We start from the raw sequence: 15,382 nt of genomic DNA, 5'->3' as shown, positions 1-15,382 counted from the left end.
ATGGCAACGCATCACCACTCTACTCCAGCCGGACTGAGCGATAGCGAGTTCATGCGCTACAGCCGTCAACTCATGCTGGAAGATATTGGCCCGGAAGGTCAGGATAAGCTCAAAGCCGCCTGCGTTCTGCTAGTCGGACTGGGTGGACTGGGCGCGCCCGCTTCGCTCTATCTGGCTGCCGCAGGGATCGGCACGCTGCTGCTTGCCGACGATGACGCACTGCATATCAGCAACCTGCAACGCCAGATTCTGTATCGCACCAGCGACACCGACAAACCCAAAGCCGTGCTGGCACAGCGTCAGCTACAGGCGTTAAATCCGCACTCGGAAGCCATCGCACTCACTGAAAGGCTTAGTGGTGAGACACTAGATAACGCCGTCAGCCGCGTCGATCTGGTGTTGGATTGCAGCGACAACATGGCCACTCGCCACGCGGTTAACGCCGCCTGCTTTCGCGCAGGCAAGCCACTCATCAGCGGAAGCGCCGTCGGTTTCAGCGGTCAGCTCGCGGTCTTCACGCCGCCTTATCACTCTGGCTGCTACGCCTGCCTCTATCCCGATACGACCGAACCACAACGCAACTGCCGTACCGCAGGCGTGCTGGGTCCGGTGGTCGGCGTAATTGGCACACTTCAGGCACTGGAAGCGATCAAGCTGCTGGCAGGTATGCCATCTGCGCTGGATGGCAAGCTGAGAATGTTCAATGGCAAACAGCAGAGCTGGAACACGCTCCAGCTCACGCGTGCCCCCCATTGCTCAGTCTGTGGGGGAGCAGCATGAGAATCACGCTGAATGATGAGCCCTTTGAATTCCCAGAGGCCATCACGGTTGAAGCGCTGCTAAGCCAGATAAACCGGCTCCAGCCCGGCACGGCGCTGGCTATCAATCAGACCATTATCCCGCACGCCACCTGGTCACAGCATCAGGTTCAGGACGGTGATGATATTTTGCTTTTTCAGGCAATCGCGGGAGGATGACATGCTGCACATTGCCGATACGACATTAGCTTCACGACTGCTGACCGGAACCGGGAAATTCGCCACGCCAGAACTGATGCTGGCGGCACTTGAGGCTTCTGGTTCCCAGTTAGTTACCATGGCGATGAAACGCGTTGACCTGAACGGCGGCAACGATGCCATTCTCGCCCCGCTACGCCAGCTCGGCATTAAGCTGCTGCCGAATACCTCAGGAGCCAAAACCGCAGACGAAGCTATTTTTGCCGCCCGACTGGCGCGAGAAGCGCTGGGCACTCGCTGGCTGAAACTGGAAATTCACCCCGATGTGAAATACCTGCTGCCCGACCCTATTGAAACCCTGAAGGCCGCCGAACAGCTGGTAAAAGAAGGATTCACGGTTCTACCTTACTGCGGGGCCGATCCAGTACTGTGCAAACGGCTGGAAGAGGCTGGCTGCGCGGCGGTGATGCCGCTCGGCGCGCCCATTGGCTCCAATCAGGGGCTGCAAACGCGTGATTTTCTCCGCATCATCATCGAACAAGCGCGCGTTCCGGTGATTGTCGATGCGGGCATTGGTGCCCCCAGCCATGCGGCCGACGCGCTGGAAATGGGTGCCGACGCCGTGCTGGTCAATACGGCAATCGCGGTTGCTCGCGATCCGGTGGCGATGGCGCACGCATTCCGACTGGCAATCGAGGCAGGTGATCTTGCTCGTCAGGCGGGTCTGGGAAGTAAGCAGTTCGTCGCCAGTGCCACCAGCCCGCTCACCGGTTTTCTGTATCAGCCAACGGAAGGAACGGAACGATGAACGTTGATTTTCAAACCGTCTGGGAACCGCTCGACTGGGATGATCTGACGCTGCGCATCAACGGTAAAACCGCATTGGACGTTGAGCGCGCACTTGCTGCACCACACCTGACGCGTGACGATTTTATGGCGCTCATTTCACCCGCCGCCAGCGCTTATCTGGAACCGCTGGCGCAACGGGCGCAGCAGCTCACCCGTCAGCGTTTCGGTAATACGGTGGGCTTTTATGTACCGCTGTATCTGTCCAATCTGTGTTCTAATGACTGCACCTACTGCGGCTTTTCGATGAGCAACCCCATCAAGCGGAAAACGCTGGATGAGGCAGAGATCCTGCGTGAATGCGCCGCTATCAAGGCACTCGGGTTTGAGCACCTGTTGCTCGTGACGGGCGAACACCAACGCAAGGTGGGTATGGATTATTTTCGCCGCGTCTTTCCGCTGATCCGGCCGCTCTTCAGTTCGCTGATGATCGAAGTCCAACCGCTGTCGCAGGACGAGTACGCCGAGTTGAAAGCGCTGGGGCTGGATGGCGTGATGGTCTATCAGGAAACCTATCATCCGGCAACCTACCAGTTGCACCATCTAAAAGGACAAAAACAGGATTTCCACTGGCGGCTCGCCACGCCGGATCGGCTCGGGCGCGCCGGGATCGACAAGATCGGGCTGGGCGCCTTAATCGGCCTGTCCACTAGCTGGCGCACCGACTGCTACATGGTGGCGGAACACCTGTTGCACTTGCAGCAGAATTACTGGCAAAGCCGATATTCTATCTCGTTCCCGCGCCTGCGCCCCTGTGCAGGCGGCATTGAACCGGCATCGATTATGGATGAAGCCCAGCTCATGCAGGTGATTTGCGCATTCCGATTACTGTCACCGGATATTGAACTGTCGCTCTCCACGCGCGAATCACCGTTCTTTCGCGATCATGCCATCCCTATCGCGATTAACAACGTCAGCGCCTTTTCCAAAACCCAACCGGGTGGCTATGCGGACGACCATCCTGAACTGGAACAGTTTTCACCCCATGACTCACGACGCCCTGAAGACGTAGCGCAGGCCATCGTGCGCGCAGGCCTCCAGCCCGTGTGGAAAGACTGGGACGGTTATTTAGGCCGGTAGTTACTGAAAAAATAAGTCATTGAGCGGGTAACGCGGCGATGCGCCTGATATTGGTCACTTAAGCGTGAAGTGAGAGGGAAACACGGTGATGAGGTTCCCGCAGGGACACCTCGCACCGTGGTAGCCCTCGTATCTCAGATCTTAAGCGATCGGTATGCGTGATACGCCTGATTTGCGAAGCGGCTCGCAGGCTGAAATGAGAATTACATGTAAAGCAATATTCTCAGGATAGCGCCACGCAACATGACATTCGGCCTATCGTCACGGCCTGCAACGAAGAATACAGTAGCGTCGTTGGCAAGCCTGAGCATGATTACGGAGCTTGCTGGCCGGAGCTGTTTGCTACTTATCGGCTCTGCACATCAACCCGCCGATACGGGGCTTATCCTTACCCGTATCGGCCCTTCCTTAAAAATAATCAGGTTACGTTCTGGTCAGGAAAAGTGTGCATCATCTTCGCGATTTCACTACCCACGATGCGCAACCCTTCCCGCATTTCTTCCGTAAAGCGATTGGCATAATTGAGCCGAAGACAATTACGGTATTTTCCCGAGGCGGAGAAGAGCGAACCCGCGGCTATCTGTATGCCCGCTTTTCTGACCTCACGGCTAAGCTTGAGCGAATCAAAATATTCCGGCAGTTCAATCCACATCAGAAAGCCACCCTGAGGACGACTCACGCAAATATTGGACGGAAAATACTCACGTACCCAGCAGGTAAACGTATCCAGATTAGCCTTGTACTGAGCGCGCATACGACGTAGATGAGGTTGATAGTGTCCGTTACGAATAAATTCCGCCACGGCTAGCTGAGGCTGCACCACAGTCGATCCTGTACTGATGTATTTTGTATGAATCACCCGCTCCAGATAGCGCCCCGGAGCAATCCAGCCGACGCGCAAACCGGGAGCCAGGTTCTTGGAAAACGAGCTGCACAGCAGCACACGTCCATCTTCATCAAATGATTTTATCGCGCGGGGACGCGGATACTCATAGGCCAGCTCGCCATAGGCATCATCTTCAATAATCGCGATATCAAAATGCTGTGCCAACGTCACCAGCGATTTCTTACGGGCGTCAGGCATGATGAAGCCAAGCGGATTGTTACAGCTCGGCACCAGCAGGACGGCTTTGATCGGCCACTGATCCAGCGCCAGTCTTAACGCTTCAAGACTGATCCCCGTCACAGAGTCGGTTGGGATCTCGATCGCTTTGATATCCAGCCCACGAAGGATCTGCATCGTGCCCGGAAAAGCGGGTGATTCAACGGCCACGATGTCGCCAGGCTGACAAACGGCGCGGACGGCAACAAATAGGGCTTCCTGACATCCGGTCGTGACCACAATATCATCTTGCGTCAGTTGGCAGCCGCAGTCCACGGTAAGACGGGCAATCTGTTCACGCAGCGCAGGCACACCATATACGCTGTCATATTGTAAGATGCGGGAATCCTGATACTGACAGAGACGACTCATCTCTTTCCACAGTGGTTTGATGGTCGGCTGGCTCACATCCGGCATTCCGCTACCAAATTTCAGTACGTTCGTTTCCAGACGCACATTCACCAGCTCCAGTACCGATTCCCACTGCGTGATCTCAACCGGACGCTGGGCAGGACGCGTTAGCGCGGGTACAGGCGGCGTTGCCTTACGCGGCATAACAAAATATCCAGAACGCGGCTGCGGCATAATCAACTGCCGGGTTTCCAGCAGATGGTAGGCCTGCTGTACGGTACTGATGCTTACACCATGTTCTGTACTCAGCGCCCGTACCGAAGGCAGGCGCTCTCCACTTTGGTACAATCCTTGTTCGATCCGCTGTTCTAACAGCCCGGCAAGGTGTTGATAACGCGTCATCAGTATCATCCCCTCTCAAGATTCTCAGCAGTAACCAGTACAGATTCGAATAAAAATCACCATTCAGATGCAATATCACACAATCTGTATGCTAAAAAAATGGATTTTTTGAGTCTGTATTGAAAATACCTTTCGCCCCATCATAGCGATCATTCACTGGCGAGGGGGAAAATATGGAATTTCATGAGAATCGATCACAAAAACCGTTCCGCGAGTCACCGTTCTGGCTCATGCTGATTTTGCCGTACCGCTTGTGGAAAGCCTGGCGGGCAAGGGCACAAACGCTGAAGATACTACGAAATATGAGCGATGACGGACTTAAGGATATCGGGCTGAAGCGAAGCGATCTCGATCGGTTCAGATAACACCGACGCAGAGAACAGTAGACAAAAAAACAGAAGAAACGTGCCGATACAGACGCTGCATCTGTATCGGCATTTTGGATTAGAGCGATGGGGATATTAGTGAGGTAAAGCGTCCGCCGGTTTTGCTTTCATCTGCATTCCGACAATCGCTGACAGCAAACAACCAATGGCAAGGTAAGCCGCCACCGCGTGCCATGAACCATCCATAAACTGCACCAGCAGCACAGCGATAAAAGGCGTAAACCCACCGCCGACCACGCTGGCGACCTGGTAACCTACACCCGCTCCACTGTAGCGGTACGCCGTACCAAATAGCTCGGTAAACATCGGTTGCTGTACGCTAACAATCATATCGTGAGCAATATTCGCCAGCATGATGGCAAAGAACAGAATCAGCAGCGTGTTATGGCTTTCCAGCGCCATAAAGAAGGGCACTGCACTCGCGGCACCAATCAGCGCACCGGTAACGTAGATCCGACGGCGGCCAAAGCTATCCGCCAGATAGGCAAAAAAAGGAATAGACACGCAACTGATCGCCCCCACCAGCAGCCCGATATTCAGGAAAATATCCCGCGATAGACCAAGATGGGTGGTGGAGTAATTGAGGGCAAATGCGGTGACGATATACATCGTCAGCAGTTCGCCAAGCCGTAGCGCAATAATCAGCAGAAATGCCTTCGGGTGCTGGCGCAGTGCTTCCATAATAGGGAACGAACGCAGTTTGTTTGCTCTTTCTCCCAGCGTCTTATTCGCCTCAAACTCCTGAGACTCATCCATCCCGTTACGCACCCACCAGGCAATCGCAACCAGAATCAGGCTGAACAAGAACGGCAAACGCCAGCCCCAGGTGATAAATTCTTCATTGGTCGTCAAATTACTGACCAGCGATACCGACCCTGTAGCCAGTAACAGCCCGACGCCAAAACCAACCTGTACCCCGCTGCTGTAAAAGGCTTTCTTCTTCTTCGGCGCATTCTCTACCGCCAACAGCGCTGCACCACCCCATTCACCACCGACGGCAAATCCCTGAATTGCCCGCAGCGTAACCAGCAACACCGGAGCCCACCAGCCGATGGAATCAAACGATGGCAACAGCCCAATCAGCGCCGTGGAAATACCCATCATCCAGACCGTGATCATCAACATCCGCTTACGGCCCAGCTTATCGCCAAAGTGCCCAAACACCATACCGCCGAGCGGACGGAACAGAAAACCTACGCCAAACGTACCAAATGCCGCCAGCGTCCCCATTGTCGGGCTGATCTGCGGGAAAAACTCGGTATTAAATACAAGGGCGGCAACAATTCCGTACAGCAAGAAATCATACCAATCCACCACGGCCCCCACAAAGCTGCCCCAGGCGGCACGTTTCGCTTTATGCTGAGAATGGCTTACTGACTGTGTTTGTAGGGTTTTGTCAGATGAAATTGAATCATCCTGATGAGGTACTGAGCCGCCAGGCTGTGAGAGTGTTGGCGTAGTTGAGGTGTCCATGTCGGTTCCGTTCTATTTACTTTACACTACTGTACAACAAAAAATTCAGGGATGACATTTTTAACGTCGCTTGCGACGGCCTTTAGGTAGCGCACAAGGATGTGCGCTATAAAAAATTTCAGGAAGACATGCCTAAACGTCGTTTACGATGGAGCCGTCCGCTGGGAATCCGCCATAAAAAAACCCCGACCATCATAGTCGGGGTTTTTGTTATTTACCGCATGGTAGTGCAGCGTAAAGAGACTTATTCGTCGTCGCTGCTACCAAAGCCTGCGTTAAGCAGTTCGGCCAGGTTAGCAGACGCTTCATCGGCACTCACCTGAGGCACGACTGGCGCTTCACCTGCCTGACGGCGGCGCAGACGATCTTGATGGTACGCATAACCCGTACCCGCAGGGATCAGACGACCCACGATAACGTTCTCTTTCAGGCCACGCAGCTCATCACGTTTACCCGCAACAGCGGCTTCGGTCAGTACGCGCGTCGTTTCCTGGAACGATGCCGCAGAAATGAAGGACTCGGTCGCCAGAGATGCTTTGGTGATACCCAGCAGATCGCGGCTGTATGTTGCCGTGATCTTGCCATCCGCTTCCAACTGACGGTTGGCAATCTTGATGCGAGACACTTCTGCCTGCTCGCCTTCCAGGAACTCCGTGCTACCGGCGTTAACGATGGTGCCTTTACGCAACATCTGACGAACGATAACTTCAATGTGTTTATCGTTAATCTTAACGCCTTGCAGGCGGTAAACTTCCTGAACTTCGTTGGTGATATAACGCGTTACTGCATGTACACCACGCAGACGCAGGATATCGTGCGGAGATTCTGGGCCGTCGGAAACAACGTCACCACGTTCCACCACTTCACCTTCGAACACGTTGAGCTGACGCCATTTCGGAATCATCTCTTCGTAAGCATCGCTGCCATCCAACGGAGAAATCACCAGACGACGTTTACCTTTGGTTTCTTTACCGAAGGAAATGATACCGCTGATTTCTGCCAGAATAGCTGGCTCTTTCGGACGACGAGCTTCGAACAGGTCGGCTACGCGTGGCAGACCACCGGTAATATCCTTGGTACCACTGGATTCTTGAGGGAGACGCGCCAATGTATCACCGGCACCAATCTGCACCCCATCTTCCAACTGAACAATCGTTTTACCCGGCAGGAAGTATTGAGCAGGCATATCAGTACCTGGGATCAGTACATCTTCACCTTTGCCGTCAACGATTTTCAGTGCTGGACGCAAGTCTTTACCGCTACCAGTACGCTCTGCGCTATCCAGAACGACGATAGAAGACAAACCGGTCAGTTCATCGGTCTGGCGAGTAATGGTCTGACCGTCAATCATATCAGCAAAGCGGATGAAGCCGCTTACCTCGGTCACCACTGGCATGGTATGCGGATCCCAGTTTGCGACGGTTTCGCCACCGCTAACTTCTGAGCCATCACCCTTCGCCATCACTGCACCGTAAGGCACTTTATAGCTTTCTTTGGTACGTCCGAATTCGTCGATCAGTTTCAGTTCGGTATTACGTGAAGTAATAACCAGTTTACCGTTGCTGTTCATAACGAACTTCGCGTTGTTCAGTTTCAGGCTACCTTTGTTTTTCACCTGAATGCTGGACTCAGCTGCCGCACGCGATGCCGCACCACCGATGTGGAACGTACGCATGGTTAACTGTGTACCCGGCTCACCGATAGACTGTGCCGCGATAACCCCGATGGCCTCACCTTTATTGATGATATGGCCACGAGCCAGATCGCGACCATAGCAATTGGCGCACACGCCAAAGTCGGTTTCGCAGCTTACGACTGAACGTACTTTAACGGCGTCAACGGAGTTCTCTTCCAACATGTCACACCACTGCTCGTTCAGCAGCGTGTTGCGTGGAACCAGAATATCCGCCGTGCCCGGTTTGATCACGTCTTCAGCCGTTACACGACCCAGTACGCGCTCACGCAGTGGTTCTTTAACATCACCACCCTCGATAACCGGCGTCATCATGATACCTTCGTGGGTACCACAATCGTCTTCGGTCACAACCAGATCCTGCGCAACGTCAACCAGACGACGAGTCAGATAACCGGAGTTTGCGGTTTTCAGTGCGGTATCCGCCAGACCTTTACGCGCACCGTGCGTCGAGATGAAGTACTGAAGTACGTTCAGACCTTCACGGAAGTTTGCGGTAATCGGCGTCTCGATGATGGAACCATCTGGTTTCGCCATCAGACCACGCATCCCCGCCAACTGACGAATCTGTGCCGCAGAACCACGCGCACCGGAGTCGGCCATCATAAAGATGCTGTTGAAAGAAACCTGTTGCTCAACCACGCCATCACGGTTAACCACATCCTCAACGGACAGGTTTTCCATCATCGCCTTCGCAACACGCTCGTTCGCCGCCGCCCAGATATCGATCACTTTGTTGTAGCGTTCGCCCGCGGTAACCAGACCAGACTGGAACTGCTCCTGAATCTCGGCAACTTCGGTTTCGGCTTCTTCGATAATCTCGGCTTTTTTCTCCGGGATAACCATGTCGTCGATACCTACGGAAGCACCAGAGCGCGCCGCGTAAGCAAAACCGGTATACATGATCTGGTCAGCAAAGATAACCGTCGGTTTCAGACCCAAAATGCGGTAACAGGTGTTCAGCATTTTGGAGATCGCTTTCTTGCCCAGAGGCTGGTTAACGATCGAATACGGCAGACCTTTCGGTACGATCATCCAGAGGATGGCACGGCCGATAGTCGTGTCAATCAGCGTCGTCTGATGCGTAACCTCGCCTTCGATGCTCTTGATCTCTTCCGTGATACGCACTTTAACGCGCGCATGCAGAGAGGCCAGACCAGCGCGATAAACGCGTTCAGCTTCTTTCGGACCCGTGAGAACCATGCCTTCGCCTTTGGCGTTAACACAGTCACGCGTCATGTAATACAGCCCCAATACCACGTCCTGAGAAGGAACGATGATTGGCTCACCATTCGCAGGAGACAGGATGTTGTTGGTCGACATCATCAACGCACGCGCTTCCAGCTGGGCTTCCAGCGTCAGCGGTACGTGCACAGCCATCTGGTCACCATCGAAGTCGGCGTTATAGGCCGCACAAACCAGCGGATGCAGTTGGATCGCTTTACCTTCGATCAGAACCGGTTCAAATGCCTGAATACCCAAACGGTGCAGTGTTGGTGCACGGTTCAGCAGGACCGGGTGTTCGCGAATCACTTCGTCCAGGATATCCCATACGACAGCTTCTTCGCGCTCAACCATTTTCTTGGCGGCTTTAATAGTGGTAGCAAGACCACGCAGTTCCAGCTTGCCGTAGATGAACGGTTTGAACAGCTCCAGTGCCATTTTCTTCGGCAGACCACACTGGTGCAGACGCAGGTATGGACCAACGGTGATTACGGAACGACCGGAGTAGTCAACACGCTTACCGAGCAGGTTCTGACGGAAACGACCCTGTTTACCTTTGATCATGTCGGCCAAAGATTTCAGAGGACGTTTGTTAGAACCGGTGATCGCACGACCACGACGGCCGTTATCCAACAGCGCATCAACCGCTTCCTGCAGCATACGTTTTTCGTTACGTACGATGATATCTGGCGCAGCCAGATCCAGCAGACGTTTCAGACGGTTGTTACGGTTGATCACGCGACGATACAGATCGTTCAGGTCGGAAGTCGCGAAACGACCACCATCCAGCGGAACCAACGGACGCAGATCTGGCGGCAGTACTGGCAGAACGGTCAGGATCATCCACTCTGGCTTGTTACCAGACTGTACGAACGCTTCCAGCAGCTTAATACGCTTCGTCAGCTTCTTACGTTTGGTTTCGGAGTTGGTTTCGGTCAGCTCTTCACGCAGCTGCTCGCATTCCTGCTCCAGATCCATATTCTTCAGCAGAGCCTGGATCGCTTCGGCGCCCATTTTCGCGTCGAATTCATCACCAAACTCTTCCAGCGCATCCAGATACTGCTCTTCAGTCAGGATCTGACGACGCTCGAGGTTGGTCATGCCGCCTTCAACCACGACATAAGATTCAAAATAAAGCACGCGTTCGATATCACGCAGCGGCATATCCAGCAGCAAACCGATACGGGAAGGCAGTGACTTCAGGAACCAGATGTGCGCAGTCGGAGAAGCCAGCTCGATGTGGCCCATACGCTCACGGCGCACTTTAGTCTGGGTCACTTCAACGCCGCACTTCTCACAAATAACACCGCGGTGTTTCAGGCGCTTATACTTACCGCACAAGCACTCATAATCTTTTACCGGCCCAAAGATACGGGCGCAGAAAAGGCCGTCACGCTCAGGTTTGAACGTACGGTAGTTGATGGTTTCTGGCTTTTTAACTTCACCAAAAGACCACGAACGGATCATGTCTGGCGAGGCCAGAGCAATTTTGATCGCATCAAACTCTTCGGTTTTAGTTTGCGCTTTCAGAAACTTTAATAAGTCTTTCACGGATTGGCTCCTGTCGGAGTTAGACCTGATAGACACCTGAATCATGCCGTTAACAACACAATTCAGGTGTCCCTATGACGAATGCCAGCAATACAACGAGCTGGGATTACTCTTCTTCCAGCTCGATGTTGATACCCAGCGAGCGGATTTCTTTCAACAATACGTTGAAGGATTCCGGCATGCCTGGTTCCATCTGATGATTGCCATCCACGATGTTCTTATACATCTTGGTACGGCCGTTCACGTCATCAGACTTAACAGTCAACATTTCTTGCAGGGTATAAGCTGCACCATAAGCTTCCAGCGCCCACACTTCCATCTCACCGAAGCGTTGACCACCGAACTGCGCCTTACCACCCAGCGGCTGCTGAGTAACCAGACTGTAAGAACCGGTGGAACGGGCATGCATCTTATCGTCAACCAAGTGGTTCAGTTTCAGCATGTACATGTAGCCCACGGTAACCTGACGCTCAAATTTCTCACCGGTACGTCCATCGTACAGGGTAATCTGACCGGAGGTAGGGATACCGCCCATCTGTAACAGTTCCTTGATTTCTTTCTCTTTTGCACCGTCGAATACCGGCGTTGCAATTGGCATACCTTTCTTCAGGTTTTCAGCCAGACGCATAACTTCTTCGTCTGAGAAAGTGCTCAGGTCAACTTTTTGACGCACATCGTCGCCCAGATCGTAGGCTCTCTGGATGAACTCACGCAGTTTAGTCACTTCTTCGTGCTGCTTGAGCATGGCGTTGATTTTCTCGCCGATACCTTTCGCAGCCATACCCAGATGGGTTTCCAGAATCTGACCAATGTTCATACGTGAAGGTACGCCCAGCGGGTTCAGTACGATATCGACCGGCGTACCGTTCTCATCGTAAGGCATATCTTCGATCGGGTTGATCTTGGAGATAACACCTTTGTTCCCGTGACGACCTGCCATTTTGTCACCCGGTTGGATCTGACGTTTAACGGCCAGATAAACCTTGACGATTTTCAGCACGCCCGGTGCCAGATCATCGCCCTGAGTGATTTTACGGCGCTTAGCTTCAAGTTTTTTCTCAAACTCGTGCTTCAGCTCATCATACTGTTCTGCCAGCTGTTCCAACTGATTCTGTTTATCTTCATCAGTCAGACCCAGTTCCAACCAGCGCTCGCGCGGCAGTTTGTCCAGTTTGTCGGCTTCTACGCCGCCGGAAACCAGCACAGCGTGGATACGTGCAAACAGGCCCGCTTCCAGAATCTGCAATTCTTCAGTCAGGTCTTTCTTCGCCTGCTTCAGCTGCATTTCTTCGATTTCCAGCGCACGTTTGTCTTTTTCCACGCCATCGCGGGTAAAGACCTGTACGTCGATAATCGTACCGGAAACACCGTTTGGTACACGCAGAGAAGAGTCTTTAACGTCAGACGCTTTCTCACCGAAGATCGCACGCAGCAGTTTCTCTTCTGGCGTCAGCTGGGTTTCACCTTTCGGCGTTACCTTACCAACCAGAATGTCGCCACCGGTCACTTCCGCGCCGATGTAAACGATGCCGGATTCATCCAGTTTAGAAAGTGCTGCTTCACCCACGTTCGGGATATCCGCAGTAATTTCTTCAGGCCCCAACTTGGTGTCACGAGACACACAGGCCAGTTCCTGAATGTGGATGGTCGTAAAGCGATCTTCCTGAACCACACGCTCGGAAACGAGGATGGAGTCTTCGAAGTTGTAACCGTTCCATGGCATGAATGCCACGCGCATGTTCTGACCCAGCGCCAGTTCACCCAGATCGGTAGACGGGCCATCTGCCAGAACATCACCACGTTCTACCGGCTCACCCAGAGACACACATGGCATCTGGCTGATGCAGGTGTTCTGGTTAGAACGGGTATATTTGGTCAGGTTATAGATGTCGATCCCGGCTTCGCCCGGATACATTTCATCGTCATTAACGCGGATTACAATACGGGATGCATCCACGTACTGTACTGTACCACCACGTTTGGCTACGGCAGTTACACCGGAGTCAACCGCAACAGCACGTTCCATGCCGGTACCAACCAGCGGCTTATCAGCACGCAGGGTTGGAACGGCCTGACGTTGCATGTTCGCACCCATCAGGGCACGGTTGGCGTCATCGTGTTCCAGGAACGGAATCAGGGATGCACCGACGGAAACCACCTGCTGTGTGGAAACGTCCATGTATTCAACCTGATCGCGGCTGAACAAGCTGGACTCGCCTTTGTTACGGCAGGTAACCAGTTCGTCGATGAAGCGGCCTTCTTCGTCCAAATTGGTGTTCGCCTGTGCGATAACGAAGTTACCTTCTTCAATCGCAGACAGGTAATGGATCTCATCCGTCACCACGTTGTCACGCACGCGACGATACGGGGTTTCAAGGAAACCGTATTCGTTCGTTTGCGCATAAACGGACAGGGAGTTGATCAGACCAATGTTAGGACCTTCCGGTGTTTCGATAGGACAAACACGGCCGTAGTGAGTTGGGTGTACGTCACGGACTTCAAAGCCGGCACGCTCACGCGTCAGACCGCCTGGGCCCAATGCAGAGATACGACGTTTGTGCGTAATCTCAGACAGCGGGTTGTTCTGGTCCATAAACTGTGACAACTGACTCGAACCGAAGAACTCTTTCACGGCAGCCGAAATCGGCTTGGCGTTGATCATGTCCTGTGGCATCAGCGTATCAAGATCGCCCAGAGACAGACGTTCTTTTACAGCACGTTCTACACGCACCAGACCCACGCGGAATTGGTTCTCTGCCATTTCGCCGACGGAACGGATACGACGGTTGCCGAGGTGGTCGATATCGTCCACTTCGCCTTTACCGTTACGGATATCAATGAGCTTCTTCATCACTTCGATGATGTCATCTTTGCTCAGGATACCAGAACCTTCGATCTCATCACGCAACAGAGAACGGTTGAACTTCATACGACCAACCGCAGACAGATCGTAGCGGTCTTCAGAGAAGAACAGGTTCTCAAACAGCGTTTCTGCTGCTTCACGCGTTGGCGGCTCACCAGGACGCATCATACGATAGATTTCAACCAGCGCACTCAGACGATCGTTTGATGGATCGACACGCACGGTTTCAGACATGTATGCGCCGTGATCGAGATCGTTGGTGAACAGAGTCTCGATACGTTTGTGACCAGACTGGCTCAGTTTAGCCAGCAGATCCAGCGACAGCTCCATGTTGGCTGCGCCGATCAGTTCACCGGTGCTCTCGTCGATATAATCTTTGGACAGTACTTTGCCAGCAATATATTCAACAGGCACTTCAATGCGCTCAATACCGTCTTTCTCTAACTGACGAATATGACGCGCAGTGATACGGCGACCTTTTTCGATATAAACTTTACCGTTCGCTTCGATATCAAACGATGCGGTTTCACCACGCAAGCGCTCAGGAACCAGATCCATCTGCAATTTATTGCCATTGATTTCATAGACAATTTTATCGAAGAAAAGATCGAGAATCTGTTCGGTGGAGTAACCCAGCGCGCGCAGGATAATGGTCGCAGGCAATTTGCGGCGACGGTCGATACGAACAAACAGGTTATCCTTCGGATCAAACTCAAAATCCAACCAGGAACCACGGTAAGGAATAATACGTGCGTTATACAGCACCTTACCTGAAGAGTGGGTTTTACCTTTGTCGCTATCGAAGAACACACCTGGACTACGATGCAGCTGAGATACGATTACACGCTCAGTGCCGTTGATCACGAAGGTACCGTTGTCGGTCATGAGCGGAATTTCGCCCATGTAAACTTCTTGTTCTTTGATGTCTTTAACGGTGCCTTCAGGCGCTTCGCGCTCGTAGATCACCAGGCGCAGTTTCACGCGTAGCGGCGCAGAGAACGTCACACCACGGATCTGACATTCTTTAACGTCAAATACTGGCTCGCCCAAGCGATAGCTAACGTATTGCAGCTCTGAATTACCGCTATAGCTTTTTATGGGGAAAACAGAACGGAATGCAGCTTCCAAACCGTACTGACCTTCCGGGTCTTGCTCGATAAACTTCTGGAACGAGTCAAGTTGGATAGAAAGGAGATAAGGTACGTCCAAAACCTGCGGACGTTTACCAAAATCCTTACGAATGCGTTTTTTCTCGGTATAGGAGTAAACCATAGGGTTCCTCAGCTAGCTGACAAGTCGAACCACTCTGTCTGCCCTAAGAAGGACAGTTCATGCAACACTATTTATGTTGGTCGGAAAATGGGGAACTTTCCGTAATACGTCTTTCTATTACTCTTAAACCATTTCATTGCTTTTGCTCAGGCAGGGAGCCCGTTCTGGAAAGCAGTATATTAA

Annotated in this window: 9 protein-coding genes; 5 read left to right on the top strand and 4 right to left on the bottom strand. The window is 52.8% G+C overall.

From position 1 onward, the window contains the following. From O1Q74_RS01070 to thiH, 4 genes are read left to right on the top strand one after another with little or no spacing between them, the layout of a single operon-like run. A complete protein-coding gene (locus tag O1Q74_RS01070; RefSeq protein ID WP_271875661.1) occupies positions 1–780 on the top strand; it encodes a HesA/MoeB/ThiF family protein in 780 nt (259 codons plus the stop codon). Then, positions 777–977, top strand: coding sequence for a sulfur carrier protein ThiS (thiS, locus tag O1Q74_RS01065; RefSeq protein WP_010285513.1), 201 nt, complete (start codon positions 777–779; stop codon positions 975–977). Before O1Q74_RS01070 ends, thiS begins: the two co-directional genes overlap by 4 nt. Position 978: 1 nt before the next feature. Continuing rightward, the gene (locus O1Q74_RS01060) at positions 979–1,764 is read left to right on the top strand and encodes a thiazole synthase (protein ID WP_271875657.1); all 786 of its coding nucleotides are present in this window, start codon (positions 979–981) and stop codon (positions 1,762–1,764) included. Next, positions 1,761–2,882: a 2-iminoacetate synthase ThiH gene (thiH, locus tag O1Q74_RS01055; protein ID WP_271875655.1), complete on the top strand. Its 1,122-nt coding sequence runs from the start codon at positions 1,761–1,763 to the stop codon at positions 2,880–2,882. Before O1Q74_RS01060 ends, thiH begins: the two co-directional genes overlap by 4 nt. A 418-nt stretch (positions 2,883–3,300) precedes the next feature. Here thiH and O1Q74_RS01050 read toward each other — a convergent pair whose 3' ends face one another. Continuing rightward, positions 3,301–4,737: an aminotransferase-like domain-containing protein gene (locus O1Q74_RS01050; RefSeq protein WP_271875654.1), complete on the bottom strand. Its 1,437-nt coding sequence runs from the start codon at positions 4,735–4,737 to the stop codon at positions 3,301–3,303. A 173-nt stretch (positions 4,738–4,910) separates the two neighbouring features. Here O1Q74_RS01050 and O1Q74_RS01045 point away from each other — a divergent pair, with 173 nt between their 5' ends. Next, positions 4,911–5,102 (top strand): DUF1127 domain-containing protein, encoded by a 192-nt coding sequence (locus O1Q74_RS01045; RefSeq protein ID WP_010285501.1) that lies wholly within the window; start codon positions 4,911–4,913, stop codon positions 5,100–5,102. Between the two features lie 96 nt (positions 5,103–5,198). On the opposite strand, the gene shiA is transcribed toward O1Q74_RS01045, so the two are convergent. The 3 genes from shiA to rpoB form a co-directional block, all read right to left on the bottom strand. Then, positions 5,199–6,596 (bottom strand): shikimate transporter, encoded by a 1,398-nt coding sequence (gene shiA, locus O1Q74_RS01040; protein WP_271875651.1) that lies wholly within the window; start codon positions 6,594–6,596, stop codon positions 5,199–5,201. Positions 6,597–6,840: 244 nt separating this feature from the next. After that, positions 6,841–11,064, bottom strand: coding sequence for a DNA-directed RNA polymerase subunit beta' (gene rpoC / locus O1Q74_RS01035; protein WP_271875649.1), 4,224 nt, complete (start codon positions 11,062–11,064; stop codon positions 6,841–6,843). Positions 11,065–11,170: 106 nt separating this feature from the next. After that, positions 11,171–15,199: a DNA-directed RNA polymerase subunit beta gene (gene rpoB / locus O1Q74_RS01030; RefSeq protein WP_225086523.1), complete on the bottom strand. Its 4,029-nt coding sequence runs from the start codon at positions 15,197–15,199 to the stop codon at positions 11,171–11,173. Between the last annotated feature and the right edge of the window lie 183 nt (positions 15,200–15,382).

The organism is Pectobacterium sp. A5351 (assembly GCF_028335745.1).
Taxonomy (GTDB): Bacteria; Pseudomonadota; Gammaproteobacteria; order Enterobacterales; family Enterobacteriaceae; genus Pectobacterium.
Note: the sequence above shows the minus strand (reverse complement) of the source record. Positions and strands in the feature narration are given on the sequence as shown.